Genomic DNA, 20,468 nt, shown 5'->3' on the forward strand with positions numbered 1-20,468 from the left:
CACCGTGCCTCACGCGGGCCGCTGGAGCACCACCAGGCTCCGGTCCCGCAGTTCGAGCCGCTGGCCCGCGCCCGCCTTGACGCCCGTGCCCGGCGGGAGGCCGTCCGCGCGGGAGGTGTCGACGACGACCTGCCACTCCTTGCCGTGGTTGACGGGGATGACGAATTCGAGGTCCTGCGGCGAGGCGTTGAACATGAGGAGGAAGGAGTCGTCCTGGATGCGTTCGCCGCGCGGGCCCGGCTCCGAGATCGCGTTGCCGTTGAGGAAGACGGTCATCGCGCTCGCCGTCGCCCCGTCCCAGTCGCCCCGCGTCATCTCGGCGCCCTCGGGCGTGAACCACGCGATGTCGGACAGCTCGTCGTGCGTGCCCTCGACGGGGCGACCGTGGAAGAAGCGGCGGCGCCGGAAGACCGGGTGGTCGCGGCGCAGCCACACCATCGCGCGCGTGAACGCGGCGAGCGCTGCCTCCTCGCCGTCCCCCGCGCCGTCCTCGCCCGTGCCGCCCTCCTCCGGCCACTTCACCCACGCCAGCTCGTTGTCCTGGCAGTACGCGTTGTTGTTGCCGCCCTGCGTACGCCCGAACTCGTCGCCGTGGCTCAGCATCGGCACGCCCTGCGAGAGCATCAGCGTCGCGAGGAAGTTCCGCGTCTGCCGGGCCCGCAGCTCGTTGACACCCGCGTCCTCGGTCTCGCCCTCCGCGCCGCAGTTCCAGGAGCGGTTGTGGCTCTCGCCGTCCCGGTTGTCCTCGCCGTTCGCCGCGTTGTGCTTCTCGTTGTACGAGACGAGGTCGCGCAGCGTGAAGCCGTCGTGGCACGTGACGAAGTTGATCGAGGCGAGCGGGCGGCGCCCGTCGTCCTGGTAGAGGTCCGAGGAGCCGGTCAGCCGCCCGGCGAACTCGGCGAGCGAACCCTGCTCCCCGCGCCACAGATCGCGCACCGTGTCGCGGTACTTGCCGTTCCACTCCGTCCACATCGGCGGGAAGTTCCCCACCTGGTACCCGCCCTCGCCCACGTCCCACGGCTCCGCGATCAGCTTGACCTGGCTGACCACCGGGTCCTGCTGTACGAGGTCGAAGAAGGACGAGAGCCGGTCCACCTCGTGGAACTGCCGCGCGAGCGTCGCCGCGAGGTCGAAGCGGAAGCCGTCCACGTGCATGTCCGTGACCCAGTACCGCAGCGAGTCCATGATCATCTGGAGGACGTGCGGGGAGCGCATGAGCAGCGAGTTCCCGGTGCCCGTCGTGTCCATGTAGTACTTCGGGTCCTCGGTGAGCCGGTAGTACGAGGCGTTGTCGAGGCCGCGGAAGGAGAGCGTGGGGCCCAGGTGGTTGCCCTCGGCGGTGTGGTTGTAGACGACGTCGAGGATCACCTCGATGCCCGCCTCGTGCAGCGCCCGTACCGCCGACTTGAACTCCAGGACCTGCTGGCCCCGGTCGCCCCACGAGGCGTACGTGTTGTGCGGGGCGAAGAAACCGATCGTGTTGTAGCCCCAGTAGTTCGCGAGCCCCGCGTCCGCGAGCCGGTGGTCGTTGACGAACTGGTGCACCGGCATGAGTTCGAGCGCGGTCACGCCCAGCTCGGTCAGGTGCCCGATGATCGCGGGGTGCGCGAGCGCCGCGTACGTGCCGCGCAGCTCGTCCGGCAGATCGGGGTGGCGCATCGTCAGGCCCTTGACGTGCGCCTCGTACAGGACCGTGCGGTGGTAGTCGGTGCGCGGGGGACGGTCGTCGCCCCAGTCGAAGTAGGGGTTCACGACGACGGACGCCATCGTGTACGGGGCCGAGTCGAGGTCGTTGCGCTTGTCGGGCGCGCCGAAGTGGTACCCGTACACCGCCTCGCCCCAGTCGATCGACCCGCTGATCGCCTTCGCGTACGGATCGAGGAGGAGCTTCGCCGCGTTGCACCGCTGCCCGCGCGCCGGCTCGTACGGGCCGTGCACGCGGAAGCCGTACCGCTGACCGGGCATCACCCCGGGCAGATAGGCGTGCCGGACGAAGGCGTCGGACTCGCGCAGTTCCACCGCGCTCTCCGAGCCGTCGTCGTGGAGCAGGCACAGCTCGATACGGTCGGCGGCCTCCGAGAAGACCGCGAAGTTCGTCCCGGCGCCGTCGTACGTGGCGCCGAGCGGATATGCCTCACCTGGCCAGAGCTGCATGAACTCGACTCTTCCGTTTCCGGCCCGCGGGAAGGGCCACCATGGGCCCGAGTCTCCCGGAAGAGGGGCCGCTCCCGTAGGACTTCTGTCCCGCCGGGGCCGCGACCACACCGACGTACGAACGAGGCGCGGGTGGCGGCGGGGGCGGCGAGGGGGCGGAAGCGCGGATTCGCGCCGGTCCGAGCGCCCGAAAGGCGTCAAGCCCTTCGTCGGAAATTCAGCCTGATGAGCGATTATGGCGAGATCGGTACGGCCCCCGGTCGGACCGCCCCGGTCTGTACACCGCCGGTCAGGTGATCACCGCGAGGCCTCCCCGCCCCGCTCACCCCGCCTGCGCGCACCGTCCACGCCGCGTCCGCGCCCCCGCGCGGGACCGTTTCGCCGGCCGCGCGGGGGGAAAGGGAGCCATGGCCTCCGGCTGCACCCGGGCCCCCGTCCGGAGTAGTCTTCCTTGATCGTTGAACAGGGGCGGCAGACGCTGCGGAAGTGGGACGAAGGGGCGGTGTGCGGGTGTCGGGAGGGCTGGAGCTGCCACCTGGCGAAGGCGGCGGCGCGGAGGGCTCCACGGCGGACCGCCCGCCCCCGCCGGCCCCGCTCACGGGCACCGTGGACGTCTCCCCGCAGATAGGCCCCGAGCTGGACTGGGGCCCCAAGGAGTGGGAAGAGGTCCGCACCAGGGCCCAGCGCGCGGGCCGCGTCTACGTGTGGCTCAATCTCGTCGAACAACGGCTGCGCGCCGTCGTCGCCGCCGTACTGCGCCCCGTGTACGTACCGGTGCACGGCGAGGACTGGGTGACGGCCGCCGCCGGGCCCGCCGGGCAGGAGTGGGTCCAGCGCGCCATCGCCGTGCGCGAGGTCAGCCGCCGCAAGGGCTACCTCCTCGACCCCGCCGACGACAACGTGCTCAGTTTCCTGACGCTGCCCCAGCTCCGCGAACTGATGGTCAGCCACTGGCCCTGCTTCGAGCCGTACTTCGACGACCGCAGGGACGTCGAGCTGGCGCTCGACGAACTGGAGGTCGCGCGCAACGTCGTCTCGCGCAACCGCGCCCTCAACCCGAGCGTCCTCGCCCAGGCCGAACGCGCCTCGGCCCGGCTCCTCGACATGCTCTCGGCGGGCACCGGCGTCCCCTCGACCCGCCGCCTCCCCGTCGACGCCGTCGAAGACCTCGTCGGCGACCGGTACGCGGACGTCGTCGCGGTCCACCCCGACCGCGTGCGCCTCCTGCGGCAGTTCCCCGCCGAGGACCTCTTCGCCGGGGCCCGCAGACTCGACGCGATGGGCATCGGCCTCAACCTCCTCGTCCAGAACTTCTCCGGACGCCGCCTCGTCCGCCTCGCCGAGGAGGGCTGCCGCACGCGGCTCCTCTTCCTCAACCCCGCGAGCAGCGCCGTCAAGCGCCGCGAACGCGAACTGGGCCTCAGAAGAGGCGAGATGAGCCGCAGCGTCGAGATGAACATCCTCCACATGCGGCGCGTACGGGCCCGGCTGCGCGACCCCGGCGCCTTCGAGATACAGGTCATCGACGAGACCCCGCGCACGGGCGCCTACCTCGTCGACGGCGACACGGCGGACGGCGTCGCCGTCGTCCAGCCCTACCTGCGCCGGGCCCGCGGCATGGAGTCCCCGGTCCTGGTGGTACGGGGCGGGGGACGCCTCGTGCGCGGGGCCGCCGACGGCGAGGGCGGCCTCTTCGACACGTACCGCGAGGAGTTCGAATCGGCGTGGGCGGACGCCCGGCCGGTGTCCTGAGGACCCCTCACGGCTGCCGGTCCCCACGGCCGCGTGCCCTTGCGGCGGGCGCGCCGGGGGTACGGGGGCACTGTCACAGGCGCGTGCGAGGGTGGGGACCACGCGGCGCCCGGACGGGGGGACACGTCGCCGAACACGCCGAGGGAGACACACATGACCTGGTACGAGGGGCCGCTGACCGGCTTCGACCTGGAGACCACGGGCACCGACGTCGAGCACGACCGCATCGTCACCGCCGCCGTGATACGCCTCGACGCCTCGGGCGCCGTCGCGCACACCCGTACGTGGCTGCTCGACCCGGGCGTCGAGATCCCCGCCGAGGCCACCGCGATACACGGCATCCCCACCGCGCGCGCCCGCACCGAGGGCGCCCCCGCCCGGGGCGCCGTCGCGGAGATCACCGAGGCGCTCGCCGCCGAACTGCGCGCGGGCACCCCGCTCGTGGTGATGAACGCGCGCTACGACCTCTCGCTCCTCGACCGCGAGTGCCGCCGCCACGGCGTGCCCGCGCTCGCCGAGAGGCTCGGCGCGGAACCGGCCCCGGTGATCGACCCGCTCGTCCTCGACAAGCACGCCGACCGCTACCGCAGGGGCAGCCGCGTCCTGGCCGCGCTGTGCGGCCACTACGGCGTCCGCCTCGACACCGCCCACGACGCCCGCTCCGACGCCCTCGCGGCAACTCTCCTCGCCCGCAGCCTCGGCGCCCACCACCCCGGCCTCGGCGCGCTGCCCGCCGCCGAGCTGCACCGCCTCCAGATCGACGCGGCGGCCCGCCAGTCCGCGAGCCTCCAGGAGTACCTGCGCCGCACGAAGCCGGACGCGGTGGTGGAGGGGGCGTGGCCGGTGATCCCGCGTCAGCGGACGGCGGCCTGAGGGCGAGGGGAGCGGGTCGCCGTGCGCGCGAGGCGTCCCATGTGAGCCCTGGTCAGCGCGTGGGGGTGCGGGGAGCGTCTTGAGCGACGGGGCTCAGAAGGGGTACCACCGCACGGTCGTGTCGCCGTCCCGCAGCGAGTTCACACGGCGCCGGAACTCGGTCAGCGCGGCCGGGTTCGACGGGGCGTGCTGCGCGACCCACGCACAGCTCGCCGTCTCGCGTGCCCCGCGCAGCGTGAGCCGCCCTTCCCACTCGCGCACGTCCCAGCCGTAGGCGCGTACGAAGTCCTCGTAGGACTCGGTGGGGAGGCCGTAGCGGTCCCGCGAGAGGTCCATCACGACGAGGTCGTGCTCGCGCAGGTCGAAGGAGAAGGTCTCCAGGTCCGAGAGGACGGGCCCGTCGGTTCCGGCGAGTACGTTGCGCGGGAGCGCGTCGCCGTGGATCGGGCCGGGCGTCAGGTGCGGGGTGAGCGCGGCGGCGGCAGGGGCGAAGCCGTCGCGGCGCTCGCGCAGGAAGGCCGCGTCGGCCGGGTCGATCGCGTCCCCCGCGAGCCGCAGCCAGCGCTCGACGCCGCCGAGGAGTTCGCGCCGGGGCAGGCCGAAGGACGGGGCGGGCAGCGCGTGGACCTGCCGCAGGAGCGCCGCGAGGTCGGCGGGGGTCGCGAGCCCGCTCGCCTCCGGCAGCCGCTCCCACAGCGTGACGGGATGGCCCTCGACGAGGAGCGGCTCGGAGCGCGCGGCGCGCACGGCGGGGACACCGCTCTCCTTGAGCCAGTCCGCGATACGGAGCGCGAGCTGTGCCCGGTCGAGCAGCTCGGGTGCCCGTCCGACCTTGATCACGAGGTCCCCGGAGGCGAAGACCGCGTTCTCGCCGAGCACCATCAGCTCCGCGCCCGTGTCGAGCCCCGCCGAGGCCAGCACCTCGCGCGCCCGCGACTCGTCCATCGTCCGCCTCCCCTGCCGGGCCCCCGCGGGGCCCGCCGTGCTGTGGTCAGGGCGCCCCGGCCGCGCGGGGACGCCAAGGGCTAGTTTCCCACCGGGGGACAGGCCGGTGACGTCCGGGTGGCGGGCCGCTCTCGTTCCTGCTGGCCGGGCCCGGGTGGCAGCCCGCTCCTGTCCGGGTGGCGGGCCCCTGCCGTCCCTCCCGCCCGGACCCGGGTGGCAGCCTCTTCCCGTCCGGGTGGCAGCCCCCTCCCGCCCGGGGGGCGACCCCTATACAAGTCTCCCAACCCCCCCCACCCCCTCCACCCCCCTTCCGCCCCCTCCCGCGAAATCTGTGGACAACTACGGCGAACCCGCACAACGCCTCACCGGTTCGAGTGAGAGCGCGGGCGGGTTCGCCGTAGTTGTCCACAGGCCGGTCGGCCGGGATCGTCCTCTGTGCTAAACGGCTATACGCCCACCGACTCGTCCATCTCCTCCTCCCGCTCCTCGTGCTCCTCCGGCGTCTCCTCCTCCACCGGAAGGGCCGCGTGGTGGTGCGGCGGCTCGGGAGCCGCGGCCGGGGCGGTGCGGCGGCGTCGCTCGTACAGGCCGGCCACTGTCATCGCGAGCAGGCCCACGACGAGCCAGACCGCGAGCGTGAGGACGTGGCGGCCGAGGCCGACGTGATCGAAGTAGACGAGGCTGCGCAGGCCTTCGACCAGGCCCGCGCCGTTCCAGAAGGAGTGGAGCGCGCCGAAGAAGCCGTTGAGGAGTTCGGGACGGTACAGACCGCCGGACGTCGTGAAGTTGAGCATCACGAAGAGGATCATCATCGTGAGCGTCGTCCACCGCTTCAGGAAGGTGTGCAGGCCCACGCCGAGGAAGAGGATGCCGGCCGAGTAGAGCCAGGCCATGGCCCACACCCCCCACAGCCCGTGCGAGACGACGTGGAAGACGGGCCCCGCGAGCGCCGCGCCGATGAGGCTCACGGCGAAGGACGTCACGAGGACGAACGCGGCCCTGGTCCGCATCCTCAGCACGGCACCCGCTCCGCCGAGCACCGCGACGGAGGCGTACGAGCCGATGCTCACGGCGACGAGGAAGAAGAAGACACCCTGCCCCGTGGGGTCCCCGTGGGCGGGCGGGGCGAGGTCGGTGACCTTGAGCGGCTTGCCCTGCGCGGTGGCGAGCGGGGTGAAGACCTTCTGGGCCACCGTGGCGCTCGTATCGGCGTTCGTGCTGGCGACGAGCAGCTCGGGCGCCGCGTCCGAGGGGACGAAGGCGCCGGAGAGCTGCCGCTCCATGAGCAGGTGGTGCGCCGCGTCGCGGTCGGGGACCGTGCGTACGTCGAGTGACTCGCCCGCCGCCGCTGCCTTGTCGTGGATCGTCTGCGCGAGCGCGGCGGTGCTGGGGCCGGCGCCGACGACGGCGACCGGCATGTGGTGCGGCGAGGGGTTGACGAAGGCGCCGAGGTAGGCGAGGCCCATGCCGACGCACATGAGCATCGGGGTCAGCAGATGGACCAGGACATGACGGGCCGCGGCCAGATCGCGGGCCCTGCTGGGCGCCGGGGCTTCGGCTGAACTCATCGGGAGTACTCCTGTGGAACCGCGCCGTGCCGGGGACGGGCGACGGCGGCCGGGGTGGTTGGCAAATGCAACCATGTGCTTACGTTGTACTATACAACCAACTGGAGGAGGCGGTGTACGTGGCGCACGACGCGGCGGGGGGCGCGGCACATGAGAGGGATGCCGCCCTGGAGATCATTCAGCGTGAAATGACGGCCTTCGCGCGCAGGGCCAGGGGGATCGCGGCGCATATGCACCCCGAATTGTCGCTCGTTTCCTTCACGCTGCTGAGTCACGTCGAATATCAGCCGGGCTGCCGTGCGACCGACCTGGCCACGCATTACCTGCTCGACAAGTCGACCATCAGTCGCCAGGTGTCCGTTCTCGAACGGGCCGGGCTCGTGGCGCGCGGCGTCGACCCCGTGGACGCGCGGGTCCACGTGCTGCACCTGACCGCCCACGGCGTGGAGGTGCTCGCGCAGGTGAACGAGGCGCGCAGGCAAGCCTTTCGGCGTCGCCTCGCCGACTGGGGCGCGGCCGACCTGGACCGCTTCGCCGAGTACCTCCTGCGGTACAACGGAGCCGCCGGCGAGGCCGGTGACGAGTCCGGAGGTGAAAGCGTTCCGCTCGTTGAATAACAACGTGGCGCCCAATGGATAACGCGGGAATAACGCGCGCGGAATATGAAGAAGTTGTGGGCGTCGAGCGGCCTTTCGGGCGAGGAGACCTCCAGGGTGACCGGAGGGTTGCACCGGAAGACTCTTGTTTCTTTGCTGAACACGTCTCTACCGTGAGGTGAACTCTCCGCAACGGCAGGAAAACGAGAATGCCTCACGAGCACGAAACGCTCGCCCCCACGGACCCCACGCCTCCCGGTGGCGAAGCCGCACCATCCCCCGCCCCGGTCGTGCCGGGACAGGCCGCCGCTCCGGCGCAGGGCGCTCCCGCCCCGTACGACCGCCGCAGCACCCCGCCGGTGCGCGAAGTGCGCAAGCTCGTGCAGAAGAAGCGCGACGCGTGGTGGACCGTTTTGCTGGTCGACCCGCTCGCGACGCCCCTCGTCCGGCTCACCGCGCGGTACACGCGCATCACCCCGAACCAGATCACGTGGGCGGCGCTGATCCTCGGCCTCGGCTCGGCGGCGCTCTTCGCGCTCGGCGACTGGCAGTGGATCGTCCTCGGCGCGGTCGTCTACCACTTCAGCTTCGTCCTGGACTGCATGGACGGGAAGGTCGCCCGCCTCACCGGACGCGGCTCCGTCTTCGGCGCGTGGCTCGACTACATCTTCGACCGCATCCGCGTCGCCGCCTGTGCCGTGGCGCTCATGTGGGGCCAGTACCACCGCAGCGACAACACGCTCTACATCTGGCTCGCGGTGCTCGTCGTCTTCTGCGACGCGCTGCGGTACATCAACGCCCTGGAGACCTTCAAGACCCGCCTCACCATGCGGCGTCAGATCAAGGCCAGGATGCGTGCCGCGCGCAAGGCGCAGAACAGCGAGCAGGTCGCCTTCATGGAGGACCTCCTGCGCGCCAACCCCGAGGCCGACATCGAGCAGGACCTCAACCGCGCGGCGGGGACGAACGCGCCCGTCGACCCGGACGAGGACGGCAGCGCGGAGCCCGCCGGGGCCACGGCCGCCGCGCGCTCCAGGCACGCGTACGCCGCCGGGGAGCGCCGCGAGGCGACGACGGCCGGGGGCGCCGCGGTCGACCTGCCCGGCTCCGAGGACCTCGACGAGCAGGACCCGACCGTCAAGGACCCCTCGGGCGCCGACCTGCCCGGTGTGAGCGAGCTGAGCGACGAGGACACCCCGCCGGTCAAGAAGAAGCAGGTCATCGACCTCCAGCAGGAGTTCCGCCGGAAGTTCCCCCTCTACCTGCGCTTCCGTTCCGCGCTTCTGCGGCACCGCATCCGCCCGCACCTCGTGAGCGGCATCGAGTTCCAGATGGGCGTCTTCATCGTCGGGCCGCTCTTCAACGTGGTCCTCGGCGCGACGCTCGTCTCGGCGGTGCTCATGCTCGTCTTCGAGCTGGCCATCGTCTACAAGCTGCTGCTCTCCACGCGCGACTTCGGCCGCACCCTGGAGTCCATACCGCTGCCGCCCCCGGCCCTCGCCGAGGAGCAGCTCGCGCGCGTCGCCGACGCGACCGGCGCCGCCTACCCGGGGCAGCAGGCGCAGGAGGGGCAGACCATCGCCTTCGGTACGCAGGTGCCGGCCCAGCGCGGCGAGCGGGAAGCCCCGCGGTCCCCGGACTCGCCTTCCTGACACCCGCTGTCGCGCGAGGCCGGAGAAGACCGGCCCCGCCGCTGTCGCGGTCCTCCCCCCGGTTGCCTCACGGCACCGGGGGGAGCGGCTTTCCCGGCCGCCTCCGGGCTCTCCTGGCCGCCGCGCGCCTTCCACCCGGCCGCTGTCCGTCGCGGCGGCTACGGTGCGGGCATGACGAGTGCTTCGGTCGCCCTGCTGCGGGGCGTGAACGTGGGGACGGCGCACAAGGTGCCGATGGCGCGGCTGCGCGAACTGACCACCGGGCTCGGGCACCGGGCCGTGCGCACCCACCTCAACAGCGGGAACGTCGTCTTCGTCCCGGGCGAGCCACGCCCGCCCGGGGAGCACGCCGCGGAGCTGGCCGAGGTCCTGGAGCGGGAGTTCGGTTTCGCCGTCCCCGTCCTGGTGCTCGACACCGCGCGGTTGCGGGCGGCGCTCGCCGCGAACCCGTACCCCGAAGGCACCTTCCACGGCTCGCGGCTCCAGCTCGTCTTCCTCTCCGGCCCCGCGGACCCCGCCCGCTTCGCCGGGCTCGACGCCGCCGCCCACGCCCCGGACGACTACCGCATCGGTGACCGCGTCCTCTACCTGCACACCCCGGACGGCGTCAGCCGCTCCGCCCTCGCCACCGAACTCCTGCGTCCCGCCCGCCTCCCGGGCCTCTTCACGACGACCCGCACGTGGAACACGGTGAAGAAACTCCTCGCCCTCGCGGAGCGGGCGGAGGAGGATACGGGGCCATGACGGCCGACACGCTCCGGGAGCCCGGCTCCCACGACAACCACGGCTCCCACGACGACCCCGGCTCCCACGACGACCCCGACAACCACGGCTTCCACGACGACCCCGATCTCGCCGAGGTCGTCGCCCGCGAGCTGCGGATGCTCCGGCCCGAGGTGCGCCGCGATCCGGCCGCCCTCCTGCGCGACCTCCATCCGGAGTTCCACGAGATCGGCGCCTCGGGGCGGCTGTGGGACCGTGCCTCGGTCGCCACCGTGCTCTCGCCCGCGAGTGCCTCCTCGTACGACGCCGGGGACGCGCCGAGCCGGGTCACGGCCATGACCGCGACCCGGCTCGCCCCCGATCTCGTGCACCTGCGCTGGGACACCGACGACGGCGACCGCACCGTGCACCGCACCTCGCTGTGGCGCCGCGAGCCCGGCTCGGGGGAGTGGTCGCTGTGGTTCCACCAGGGGACGCCGTACACCTCGGACGACGACACCACGTGAGACCGCTTCCGGCTGGCAGCGCGCCCGTCCGCCGCCTCTGTCAGTCCCCCAGCCCGAACCCCTCCAGCCCCCGCAGCCACGCCAGTCGGGCCGCCTCCTGGTGGGTGCCGCCGCCCTCGTGGCCGTTGAACTCGTAGACCTTGATGTCCTTCTCCGCGACCGGGTACGCGTTGAACGCCGCGTACACCGTCGACGGCGGGCAGACCTGGTCCTCCAGGGCCGTCGAGAAGAGCGCGGGCGCGGTGCCGCGCGCGGCGAAGTGCACGCCGTCGAAGTAGGCGAGCGTGGAGCGCACGGCGGCGACGCGGTCGCGGAAGACGTTGAGGTAGGCGCCGATCTCGCGGTAGGGGTGCTTGTCGGTGAGCGTCGTCGCGCGCGGGAAGTCGCACAGGAACGGCACGTTGGGCGCGATCCCGGCGAGATCGGGCACGAGGCCGCCGACCGCGAGCGTGATCCCGCCGCCCTGGCTGGTCCCCGTGGCGACGGTGCGGCTCGCGTCGGTCAGCGGGTGGGCGCGCGCCGCCTCCACGGCCCGTACGGCGTCCGTGAAGACCCGCCGGTAGTAGTACGTGTCGGGGTCGTCGATGCCGCGTGTCATGTACCCGGGCACGGCGGGGCCGCTGCCGCCCGGGTCCACGGTGTCGCCGCCGCCCCAGCCCGCGCCCTGGCCGCGCGTGTCCATCACGAAGTGCGCGTAGCCCGCGCTCGCGGTGAGCAGGTGCGTGTGCGGCAGGCCGCGCCCGCCCCCGTAGCCGAGGAACTCGACGACGAGCGGCAGTGGTTCGCTCGTCCCCGCGGGCAGGACGAGCCAGCCGCGTATCCGGTCGCCCCCGAAGCCCGAGAAGCTCGCGTCGTACACCTCGACGGTCGTCAGCGGCACGTCGACGCGCTCGAAACGGGCGTCGAGCGGGTGCGCGCGGGTCTCGGTCAGCGTCCGGGTCCAGAAGGCGTCGAAGTCCTCCGGCTCCACGGAGGCGCTGCGGTAGCCGGGCAGCTTGTCGACGGACAGGTCGAACAGGGCCATGGGGGCCTCTCCTCAAACACGCGGTGCGTGACAGCACGAGTACGGTACGTCGCTCCCGGGCGGCACGGGGCGACGGTGCGACGCCCACGCTATGCCGCCGGTCCCCGCCGGGGGAACGGCGCACGGGAAAGCGCTTCCCGCGGGCTGAGGTGCGAGGGGCCCGCGGAGCGCCTGTCCCGGCGGCGGAGCCTGTGGCAGGCTCCCCGTATGCGATACATCGTGATCGGGGCAGGGGCCGTCGGCGGGACGGTCGGGGCGCGGCTCGCGGGGAGCGGACGCGAGGTGGTGTGCGTCGCGCGCGGGGCGCACCGGGAGGCCCTGGAGCGGGACGGGCTGCGGCTCGTGACGCCCGACGGGGAGCACGTGCACCGGCTGCCCGTGGTGGGCGGGCCGGAGGAACTGGGGCGGTTGCGCGCTGACGACGTGCTGCTGCTCGCCGTCAAGAGCCAGGACAGCGTGGCGGCGCTCGACGCGTGGGCGGCGCGGCCCGTCGCGGGCGGCGGGACGGCGGGGGAGCGGCTCCCGGTGCTGTGCTTCCAGAACGGGGTCGCGAACGAGCGCATGGCGCTGCGCCGCTTCGCGCGGGTCGTCGGCGTGTGCGTGTGGCTGCCGTCCACGTACCTCGAAGCGGGCGTCGTCGGCGCGGGCGGTGCCCCGCTCACCGGCATCCTCCACCTCGGCACGTACCCGCCGGGCCGCCCCGAGCCCGCGCTCGAAGCCGTCGCCGCCGACCTGCGCGCGAGCCACTTCGACGCGCCGCTGCCCGAGGACGTCATGCCCTGGAAGTACGCCAAGCTGCTCGACAACCTCCCCAACGCGATCGAGGCGCTCGTCGGGCCGCTCGAAGGCCCCGAGGCCCTCGGCCTCGTCGCCGAGGCGCGCGCGGAGGGCGTCGCGGTACTCGAAGCGGCCGGGATCGCGGCGGTGGGCGAGGAGGAGGCCGGCCGCGCGCGCGGCGCGCGCATGCGGCTGCTCCCCGTGCCCGGTGTCCCGCGCGGCGGCGGCTCCACGTGGCAGAGCCTCAGGCGCGGGGCCGTCTCGGTCGAGGCCGACTGGCTCAACGGCGAGATCGTCCTCCTCGGCCGTCTGCACGGCGTCCCCACGCCGGTCAACGAGACCCTGCGCAGGCTCGTCAACGAGCTGGCGAGGACGGGCGGCGGCCCCGGCGCGTACACGCTCGCGGAGGTGCGGGAACGGATCGTGGCCGCGGTAGAGGGATAGGGGCGGCGGGACGGGAAGGGGGCGGCCCCCTGCCGGGACACGCCCCGCGCCGGCGGCGGCCTCAGCCGCGTGCCGCCCACCCCTTTGCCGTCGAGGTCAGCAGGCATGTCACGTGGCCGTCGTCCTGTTTGACCTCGCGGCGACGCTCGTAGCCGAGGCGTTCGAGGAGGGTGAGGGACGGGGCGTTGTGGGAGTCGACCGTCGCGTGGACCTCGGCGAGGGCGAGGGTCTCGTGGCCGTACGCGGTGAGCGCCGCCGCGACCTCCGTGCCGAGGCCCTGGTGCTGGTGGCGCGGGGCGAGGCCGTACACGATCTCGTGCCCGTCGAGCCACGGCGCGGGCGAGGGCTTGATCTCGGCGTGCCCGGCATACGCCCCGTCGAGTCGCACCGCCCACACGGGGAAGCGCTCCTCGGCGTAGACGTAGCTGAAGATGCGCGCGAACAGGGCGCGGTCCTGCTCGGGCGACTGCATGCCGTCGCCGAAGTGCTCGCCGAAGGCGGCCGTCTGGAAGAGGGAGACGAAGTCCTCCTCGTCGGCACGGACGTACGGGCTCAGTACCAGGCGCTCGGTGCGCAGTTCCGGAGTCACCCGGCCCACCATAGTGGGGAACTTCGAACGGTTGTACGTCAGGCTGCCGCGGCGAGCCGGGGCGTCCCCGCGAACAGCGCGTCCTCGTACCGCCGTACGAGCAGCCGCGCGACCTCGGGCGCGGGCCCCAGCGCCTGGGCCAGGAGATCCGCGCCCGCCTCGCGCGCGCCCCGCGCGATGCGGTCGGGCAGGAAGCCGGGCGCGAGGACGTACGGGGCGACCGCGATCCGCGTCCAGCCCGCCGCGCGCAGCTCCCGTACCGCCTCCTCCGTGCGCGGACCGCGCGCCGAGGCGAACGCGAGGCGCACCGCTCCCCAGCCCGCGCCCCGCCACTGCCGCGCGAGCCCTTCGAGCACCGCGGCGGCCTCCGGGTCGGTGGACCCGGCCGAGGCGAGCACGACAGCGGTCGACGCGCGCTCGGCCCGCCGTACCCCGGCCTCCGCGAGCCGCCGCTCCAGGGCCGCCGTCAGGAGCGGCGAGGGGCCGAGCACGCGCGCGAGCCGCACCCGCACGCCTCGCCCCGGCAGCGCGCGCGTCGCCGCTTCGAGCACCGCCGGGATATCGCTCTTGGCGTGGAAGGCGCGCGTGAGCAGCAGCGGCAGCGCGACGACCTCGCGCGCTCCCGCCGCCGCGAGCCGCGCCAGCGCGTCCGGCACGGACGGCTCGGCGAAGTCGAGGAACGCCGACTCCACGCCGAGCCCGGGACGCAAGCGCCGCACCCGCGCCACGAGTTGGCGCACCGTCGCGGCATGACGGGGATCGCGGCTGCCGTGTGCGACGACCAGGAGCGCGGGGCGGGGGGCGTGCATGGCTCAGCTCCTGACGAGCAGCCCGCGCGTGCGCAGCACCCTGCGCTCCAGCGGGCTGAAGATGAGCAGGTCGATCGCGATGCCGACGATCAGGATGAGGAAGATCGCGAAGAACACCATCGACATGCTGCTGTTGGTACGGCCGTTCTCCAGCAATTGCCCGAGACCGATGCCGAGATCGGGCGAGGACGCGATGATCTCGGCGGCCATGAGCGAGCGCCACGAGAACGCCCACCCCTGCTTGAGCCCCGCGAGGTAGCCGGGCAGCGCGGCGGGCAGCACGATGTGCCACGTCCCGCGCAGGCCCGTCGCACCGAGCGTGCGCCCGGCCCGCAGGTACAGCGGCGGCACCTGATCGACGCCGGAGACGAGGCCGTTGGCGATCGAGGGCACGGCGCCGAGGAGGATCACGGCGTACATCATCGAGCTGTTGAGCCCCAGCCAGAGCACGGCGGGCGGCACCCACGCGACCGAGGGCAGCGACTGGAGCCCGGACAGGATCGGCCCGATCGCCGCGCGCACGAACCGCACCCGCGAGACGAGCAGCCCGAGCGGGGTGCCGATGACGAGCGCGAGGAGGAAGCCGAAGAGGCCGCGCGAGACGCTCGTCCAGATGTAACCGAGCAGCTTCCCCTGGGTCCACGACTCGCTCAGCTCGCCCCACACCGCGCCCGGCGAGGGCAGCTTGTAGGAGTCGGTGACCTTCGCCCAGACGAGGATCTGCCACACGGCGAGGACCAGGACGACCGAGACGAGGGGCGGCAGGACCTTGCGGAGCAGCACCTCGCGCGCTCCGGCGCGCCCCGTGCCGCTCCCGCCGCCCGCCGTTTCGAGCGCGTCGAGCCCGGCGAGGTCGCCGTCCCCCTCCCTCCCCGTGTCCTTGTTCAGCCGGGTGCTTGTCTCAGTGCTGGCCATGACGGCGGATCTCCCCCCGCAGTTCCTCGGTGATCTCGGCGGACAGCTCCGCCACGGCGGTGTCCTCGATACGGCGCGGCTGCGGAATGTCCACGCGCCACTCGCGCGCGATCCGTCCCGGACGCGAGGAGAGCAGCACGACGCGCTCGGCGAGCCGCACCGCCTCACGCACGTTGTGCGTCACGAAGAGCACCGAGAGCCGCGTCTCGCGCCACACCCGGGTCAGCTCGTCGTGCAGCAGGTCCCGGGTGATCGCGTCGAGCGCGGCGAACGGCTCGTCCATGAGCAGGAGCCGGCTGTCCTGCGCCAGCGCGCGGGCGAGCGCCACGCGCTGCCGCATCCCGCCGGACAGCTCGTGCACCCGCTTCCCGTACGCCCCTTCGAGCCGTACGACGTCCAGCAACTCCTGCGCACGCGCGCGCCGTTCGGGCCTCGGCATCCCGCGCAGCTTGAGCGCCAGCTCGATGTTCCTGCCCGCCGTGAGCCACGGGAACAGCGCGTGCTCCTGGAACATGAGCGCGGGCCGCGCGCCCGGCGTGCTGATCTCGCCCGCCGAGGGCGCGTCGAGCCCGGCGACGAGGTTGAGCAGCGTCGACTTGCCGCAGCCCGAGGCCCCGAGCAGGGTCACGAACTCGCCGGGGGCGACGTCGAGCGAGATGTCGTCGAGCACGAGGTGCTGCCCGGCGGGGGTGGAGAAGGACTTGGAGACGTGGGCGAGCCGGGCCGCGGGGCCCGCGTCACGCGTACTGCCGTCCGTGGCCTCGGCGTACGTCGTCGCCATGGGACACCTCCTGAAGACGGTTCGGGGGATGGTGACTTGGGGGCAGGTACGGGGTCGGGGCGCGGTACGGCGGTACCGCGCCCCCAGCCGCTACTTCACGCCGAGACCGGCGTCGTCCACGGCCGGCCGCCCCTCGGCCTTGAGCACCTTGTTGAGCGGCCCGAGGTCATAGATCCCCTTGAGCTGCGGCTTCTTGAGGAGCCCCGCCTTGACCGCGTGGTCGGCCTCGGCCTGGAGCGTGGCGGCGAGCGGGTCGTCGAGGATCTCGATGGACTTCCACGCCGGATCGAGCTGCTCGGCCGGCAGCGCCTTGCCGCTCAGCTTCTTCAGCGCGTCGTTCGCCGCGGTCTTCGCCGCCTCGTCGTTGTCCTTGATCCACTTGTTCGTCGTGACCGAGCCGCGCAGCACCGCCTCGACGACGTCCGGGTGCTCGCCGAGGAACTTCTGCGACACGATGATGTTCGTGATCACGAACTTCTTGTCCGGCCACAGGTCCCGCTCGTCGAGGATCTCCTTCGCACCCTCCGAGACGAGCTTCGACGCGGTCGGCTCGGGCACCCACGCCCCGTCGATGGAACCGGACTTGTAGGCGTCCGGCGTCACCTTGTTGTCCGACCGGACGACGGAGACGTCGCCCTTGCCGCTCTGCGCGTCGACCTTCCAGCCCTTCTCCGCCACCCAGTTGAGGAAGGCGACGTCCTGCGTGTTGCCGAGCTGCGGGGTCGCGATGCGCTTGCCCTTGACGTCGTCGAGCGACTTGATCTTCTTCGGGTTCACGACGAGCTTCACGCCGCCGGAGGCGGAACCCCCGATGATCCGCAGGGACTTGCCCTGCGACTGCGTGAAGCCGTTGATGGAGGGCGAGGGGCCGATGAAGCCGATGTCGATCGAACCGGAGTTGAGCGCCTCGATCTCGGAGGGTCCGGCGTTGAAGGTCGACGGCTTGACCGACGTCGCCCCCAACTCCTTCTGGAACAGGCCCTTCTCGATGCCGACGAGGGCGGTCGCGTGGGTGAGGTTCGGGAAGTACCCGATCCGCACGCTCGACGCCGAGAGCTTCTTGGTGCCGGCGGCGACGGGCGCCTTCGACGCCTTGTCGCCGTCGTCCGCGTCCGAGCCGTAGCCGCAGGCCGTGGCGACGAGGGTGAGCAGGGGCAGGGCGGTGGCCGCGGCGAGCGAGCGGCGCAGTCTTGCGGAAGGCACGGGAGGGGGTCCTCTCGTTGGCCCGGTCCTCGTCGGTTCCCCGTGGGGGAGGGTCGTCAGGAGGCTTCGGGGCGGGTGGAAGGTCTTCGGTGGTGGAGCGCGGGGAGCGCGCGGGCGCTCCCCCGGGGACGGCGCGGGCCGCGGTTCACACACATCGCGCGACACCCCCGGTCCCGGCGCCCAAGGCGCCGCTGCCCACCCGGCCGCCCTCCTTGGCGAACCCGCTGTACGCGTCCCTGAGCACGGCGCCGCCGCCCCCGGACGCCGCGGCGGCACGCGACGCGGCGGCGCGTGTGCCGCCCGTGCCCCGTACCGCCACCGCTCCCTGCGAAGTCATCAGAAGTCCCAGCCCTCGTCGTCCGCCGCCACGGGGACCTCGGGGCCGGCGTTCCCGCCGAACGCCTCGCCCGCCATCCCCGCGGCGAGCGTCGTGCCGTCCGCGGGGTCGACGAGGAGGAAGGAGCCCGTACGGCGCGAGCCCGCGTAGTCGTCGAGCGCGAGCGGGTCCGCGGTGCGCACCACGACGCGGCCGATGTCGTTGGCGACGAGGCGCCCCGGCTCGGGGTGCTGCGCGAGGTCGTCGAGCGAGAGCCGCGAGGGGATCTCCTTGACGATCGCCTTGACGGTGCGGGTCGTGTGCTTGAGCAGCACGCGATGCCCCACCGTCAGCGGTGTGTCCGCGACATGGCACACCGTAGCCGTCACGTCCCGCGTCACCGCCGGGAGTTCGTCGGCCGGGGCGATCAAGTCGCCGCGCGAGACGTCGAGATCGTCGGTGAGCCGCACGGTCACCGACTGCGGGGCCCAGGCGATGTCGACCTCCTGGCCGAGCGCGTCGATCCCCGCGATCGTGCTCGTACGGCCCGAGGGCAGCACGGCCACGCGCTGCCCGACCCGCAGCGCCCCGGAGGCCACCTGGCCCGCGTAACCGCGGTAGTCGGGGTGCTCGGCGGACTGCGGGCGGATCACGTACTGCACCGGGAAACGGGCCGGGCAGCCGGTGAGGTCGTGGCTGACCGGGACCGTCTCCAGGTGTTCGAGGACAGTCGGGCCGCCGTACCAGTCCATGCGCGCCGAGGGCTCCACGACGTTGTCCCCGGCGAGCGCGGAGATCGGGATCGCGGTCACCTCCGGGACGCCGAGGCGCGTCGCGTACGCCGTGAACTCCTCGGCGATCGCGGCGAACACGGGCTCCGCGTACTCCACGAGGTCCATCTTGTTGACCGCGAGGACGACGTGCGGCACGCGCAGGAGCGCCGCGACCGCCGCGTGCCTGCGGGTCTGCTCGACGACGCCGTTGCGCGCGTCGACGAGGACGACGGCGAGTTCCGCCGTGGACGCGCCCGTCACCATGTTCCGCGTGTACTGCACGTGCCCCGGCGTGTCCGCGAGGATGAAGCGGCGGCGCGGGGTCGCGAAGTAGCGGTAGGCGACATCGATCGTGATGCCCTGCTCGCGTTCGGCGCGCAGCCCGTCCGTGAGCAGCGCGAGGTCGGGCCCCGAACGGCCCCGGCTCTGCGAGGCCCGCTCGACGGCTTCGAGCTGATCGGTCAGGACCGACTTGGAGTCGTGCAGGAGCCGACCGACGAGCGTGGACTTGCCGTCGTCGACGGAACCGGCGGTCGCGAAACGGAGAAGCGTCGTGGCGCTGGTGTCGAGAGTCGTGGTCATGGCTAGAAATACCCCTCGCGCTTGCGGTCCTCCATGGCGGCCTCCGAGAGCTTGTCGTCGGCGCGGGTCGCGCCGCGCTCGGTGAGCCGCGAGGCGGCGATCTCCGCGATGACGGCGTCCAGCGTCGTCGCGTCCGAGTCGACGGCCCCCGTGCACGACATGTCGCCGACCGTGCGGTAGCGCACGAGCCGCCGCTCGACCGGCTCGTCCTCCTTCGGGCCGCCCCACTCGCCGGCCGTGAGCCACATCCCGCTGCGCGAGAACACGTCCCGCTCGTGCGCGAAGTAGATCTCCGGCAGTGCGATGGACTCGCGGGCGATGTACTGCCACACGTCCAGCTCGGTCCAGTTGGAGAGCGGGAAGACCCGGACGTGCTCGCCCGGCGCGTGCCGCCCGTTGTAGAGCTGCCACAACTCGGGGCGCTGGCGGCGCGGGTCCCACTGCGAGAACTCGTCGCGCAGCGAGAAGACGCGCTCCTTCGCGCGCGCCTTCTCCTCGTCGCGCCGGCCCCCGCCGAACACGGCGTCGAACCGCCGCTTACGGATGGCCTCCGTGAGCGGCACGGTCTGGAGCGGGTTGCGGGTGCCGTCCGGGCGCTCGCGCAGCGTCCCGTTGTCGATGTACTCCTGCACGGAGGCGACGTGCAGCCGCAGCCCGTGCTCCGCGACCACGCGGTCCCGGTAGGCGAGCACCTCGGGGAAGTTGTGCCCCGTGTCGACGTGCAGGAGCGCGAAGGGCACCGGCGCGGGCGCGAACGCCTTGAGCGCCAGGTGCAGCATCACGATGGAGTCCTTGCCGCCCGAGAAGAGGATCACCGGGCGCTCGAACTCGCCCGCCACCTCCCGGAAGATGTGCACCGCCTCGGATTCGAGCACGTCCAGGTGGCTCAGCGCGAACGGGCTCTCGGTGCCGCTCCCCGCGGTCGTCGCCGTCGTCGTCATACCAGTCCCCTCTGAGTGAGCAGCGCGTACAGCGCGGCGGCCGAATCGGCGACCGGCTGCGTGTGCGACTCGATCCGCAGGTCCGGCGCCGCGGGTGCCTCGTAGGGGTCGTCGACCCCGGTGAGTCCCGTCAGTTCCCCGGCCGCCTGCTTGGCGTACAGCCCCTTCACGTCGCGCTCGGCGCACACCTCGACGGGCGTGGCCACGTGCACCTCCAGGTACGGGGTGCCCTCGGCCTGGTGCCGCTTGCGCACCGCCTCGCGGCTGTCCGCGTACGGCGCGATGACCGGTACGAGCGCCAGCACGCCGTGCGAGGCGAGGAGTTCGGCGACGAAGCCGATCCGCCGCACGTTCGTGTCCCGGTCGGCGCGGGTGAACCCCAGCCCCGCCGAGAGGAATTCGCGGATCTCGTCCCCGTCGAGCACCTCCGCCCCGCGGCCCTCGCCGCGCAGCCGTTCGGCCAGCGCGTAGGCGATCGTGGTCTTGCCCGCGCTCGGCAGGCCCGTGAGCCAGACGGTCGCTCCCGTCACCTCGTACCCCTCCTC

At 72.8% G+C, this 20,468-nt stretch carries 20 protein-coding genes; 7 read left to right on the forward strand and 13 right to left on the reverse strand.

The annotated features are described in order from the left end of the window. Positions 1 to 9: 9 nt before the first annotated feature. Entirely contained in the window at positions 10 to 2,154 is a 2,145-nt protein-coding gene (gene glgX, locus ACIP4O_RS19175) for a glycogen debranching protein GlgX (RefSeq protein WP_401575828.1), read from the reverse strand. A 510-nt stretch (positions 2,155 to 2,664) separates the two neighbouring features. On the opposite strand from glgX, the gene ACIP4O_RS19180 reads away from it, so the two are divergent. Together ACIP4O_RS19180 and ACIP4O_RS19185 are read left to right on the forward strand one after the other, a co-directional pair. Then, positions 2,665 to 3,906: an SAV2148 family HEPN domain-containing protein gene (locus tag ACIP4O_RS19180; RefSeq protein WP_401575830.1), complete on the forward strand. Its 1,242-nt coding sequence runs from the start codon at positions 2,665 to 2,667 to the stop codon at positions 3,904 to 3,906. A gap of 153 nt (positions 3,907 to 4,059) precedes the next feature. Next, a complete protein-coding gene (locus ACIP4O_RS19185) occupies positions 4,060 to 4,779 on the forward strand; it encodes a 3'-5' exonuclease (RefSeq protein ID WP_401575832.1) in 720 nt (239 codons plus the stop codon). A 93-nt stretch (positions 4,780 to 4,872) separates the two neighbouring features. Here the strand turns inward: ACIP4O_RS19185 and ACIP4O_RS19190 are convergent, their stop codons facing one another. Further along, a complete protein-coding gene (locus ACIP4O_RS19190) occupies positions 4,873 to 5,724 on the reverse strand; it encodes a phosphotransferase enzyme family protein (RefSeq protein ID WP_401575834.1) in 852 nt (283 codons plus the stop codon). 446 nt (positions 5,725 to 6,170) lie between these two features. Beyond that, on the reverse strand, positions 6,171 to 7,292 hold the full coding sequence (locus ACIP4O_RS19195; RefSeq protein ID WP_401575836.1) for a hypothetical protein: 1,122 nt from the start codon (positions 7,290 to 7,292) through the stop codon (positions 6,171 to 6,173). Positions 7,293 to 7,405: 113 nt separating this feature from the next. Between ACIP4O_RS19195 and ACIP4O_RS19200 the strand changes: the two genes are divergently transcribed. The 4 genes from ACIP4O_RS19200 to ACIP4O_RS19215 all read left to right on the forward strand — a co-directional run bounded on the left by ACIP4O_RS19200 (position 7,406) and on the right by ACIP4O_RS19215 (position 10,769). Then, positions 7,406 to 7,909, forward strand: a complete 504-nt coding sequence (locus tag ACIP4O_RS19200; protein ID WP_401575838.1) for a MarR family winged helix-turn-helix transcriptional regulator — start codon at positions 7,406 to 7,408, stop codon at positions 7,907 to 7,909. A 188-nt stretch (positions 7,910 to 8,097) separates the two neighbouring features. After that, positions 8,098 to 9,540: a CDP-alcohol phosphatidyltransferase family protein gene (locus tag ACIP4O_RS19205; RefSeq protein ID WP_401575840.1), complete on the forward strand. Its 1,443-nt coding sequence runs from the start codon at positions 8,098 to 8,100 to the stop codon at positions 9,538 to 9,540. 171 nt (positions 9,541 to 9,711) lie between these two features. Beyond that, positions 9,712 to 10,284, forward strand: coding sequence for a DUF1697 domain-containing protein (locus ACIP4O_RS19210; protein WP_401575842.1), 573 nt, complete (start codon positions 9,712 to 9,714; stop codon positions 10,282 to 10,284). Then, on the forward strand, positions 10,281 to 10,769 hold the full coding sequence (locus ACIP4O_RS19215) for a DUF4440 domain-containing protein (RefSeq protein ID WP_401575843.1): 489 nt from the start codon (positions 10,281 to 10,283) through the stop codon (positions 10,767 to 10,769). The genes ACIP4O_RS19210 and ACIP4O_RS19215 overlap by 4 nt, the downstream gene beginning before the upstream one ends. Before the next feature lie 40 nt (positions 10,770 to 10,809). On the opposite strand, the gene ACIP4O_RS19220 is transcribed toward ACIP4O_RS19215, so the two are convergent. Continuing rightward, a complete protein-coding gene (locus ACIP4O_RS19220) occupies positions 10,810 to 11,793 on the reverse strand; it encodes an acetylxylan esterase (RefSeq protein ID WP_401575845.1) in 984 nt (327 codons plus the stop codon). Between the two features lie 207 nt (positions 11,794 to 12,000). Between ACIP4O_RS19220 and ACIP4O_RS19225 the strand changes: the two genes are divergently transcribed. Next, positions 12,001 to 13,014 (forward strand): ketopantoate reductase family protein, encoded by a 1,014-nt coding sequence (locus tag ACIP4O_RS19225; RefSeq protein ID WP_401575847.1) that lies wholly within the window; start codon positions 12,001 to 12,003, stop codon positions 13,012 to 13,014. A gap of 61 nt (positions 13,015 to 13,075) precedes the next feature. On the opposite strand, the gene ACIP4O_RS19230 is transcribed toward ACIP4O_RS19225, so the two are convergent. From ACIP4O_RS19230 to cysC, 9 genes are all read right to left on the reverse strand, one after another. After that, positions 13,076 to 13,615, reverse strand: coding sequence for a GNAT family N-acetyltransferase (locus ACIP4O_RS19230; protein ID WP_401575849.1), 540 nt, complete (start codon positions 13,613 to 13,615; stop codon positions 13,076 to 13,078). 26 nt (positions 13,616 to 13,641) lie between these two features. Beyond that, entirely contained in the window at positions 13,642 to 14,412 is a 771-nt protein-coding gene (locus ACIP4O_RS19235) for a sirohydrochlorin chelatase (protein WP_401575851.1), read from the reverse strand. 3 nt (positions 14,413 to 14,415) lie between these two features. Next, the gene (locus tag ACIP4O_RS19240) at positions 14,416 to 15,327 is read right to left on the reverse strand and encodes an ABC transporter permease (protein ID WP_401575853.1); all 912 of its coding nucleotides are present in this window, start codon (positions 15,325 to 15,327) and stop codon (positions 14,416 to 14,418) included. Further along, positions 15,314 to 16,108 carry an ABC transporter ATP-binding protein gene (locus ACIP4O_RS19245; RefSeq protein ID WP_401575855.1) on the reverse strand — a complete coding sequence of 265 codons (795 nt, stop codon included), beginning with the start codon at positions 16,106 to 16,108 and terminating at the stop codon, positions 15,314 to 15,316. The genes ACIP4O_RS19240 and ACIP4O_RS19245 overlap by 14 nt, the downstream gene beginning before the upstream one ends. A gap of 90 nt (positions 16,109 to 16,198) precedes the next feature. Next, entirely contained in the window at positions 16,199 to 17,311 is a 1,113-nt protein-coding gene (locus tag ACIP4O_RS19250) for an aliphatic sulfonate ABC transporter substrate-binding protein (RefSeq protein ID WP_401575857.1), read from the reverse strand. Between the two features lie 145 nt (positions 17,312 to 17,456). After that, positions 17,457 to 17,648 (reverse strand): hypothetical protein, encoded by a 192-nt coding sequence (locus ACIP4O_RS19255; RefSeq protein ID WP_401575858.1) that lies wholly within the window; start codon positions 17,646 to 17,648, stop codon positions 17,457 to 17,459. Beyond that, positions 17,648 to 18,982, reverse strand: a complete 1,335-nt coding sequence (locus tag ACIP4O_RS19260) for a sulfate adenylyltransferase subunit 1 (RefSeq protein WP_401575860.1) — start codon at positions 18,980 to 18,982, stop codon at positions 17,648 to 17,650. The genes ACIP4O_RS19255 and ACIP4O_RS19260 overlap by 1 nt, the downstream gene beginning before the upstream one ends. Positions 18,983 to 18,984: 2 nt before the next feature. Continuing rightward, complete coding sequence (gene cysD, locus ACIP4O_RS19265) at positions 18,985 to 19,923, reverse strand: sulfate adenylyltransferase subunit CysD (RefSeq protein ID WP_361321636.1); 939 nt, start codon at positions 19,921 to 19,923, stop codon at positions 18,985 to 18,987. Beyond that, the gene (gene cysC / locus ACIP4O_RS19270) at positions 19,920 to 20,453 is read right to left on the reverse strand and encodes an adenylyl-sulfate kinase (RefSeq protein ID WP_401575861.1); all 534 of its coding nucleotides are present in this window, start codon (positions 20,451 to 20,453) and stop codon (positions 19,920 to 19,922) included. The genes cysD and cysC overlap by 4 nt, the downstream gene beginning before the upstream one ends. Positions 20,454 to 20,468 lie beyond the last annotated feature (15 nt).

The sequence above is a fragment of the Streptomyces sp. NPDC088923 genome (genome assembly GCF_044749745.1).
GTDB lineage: Bacteria > Actinomycetota > Actinomycetes > Streptomycetales > Streptomycetaceae > Streptomyces.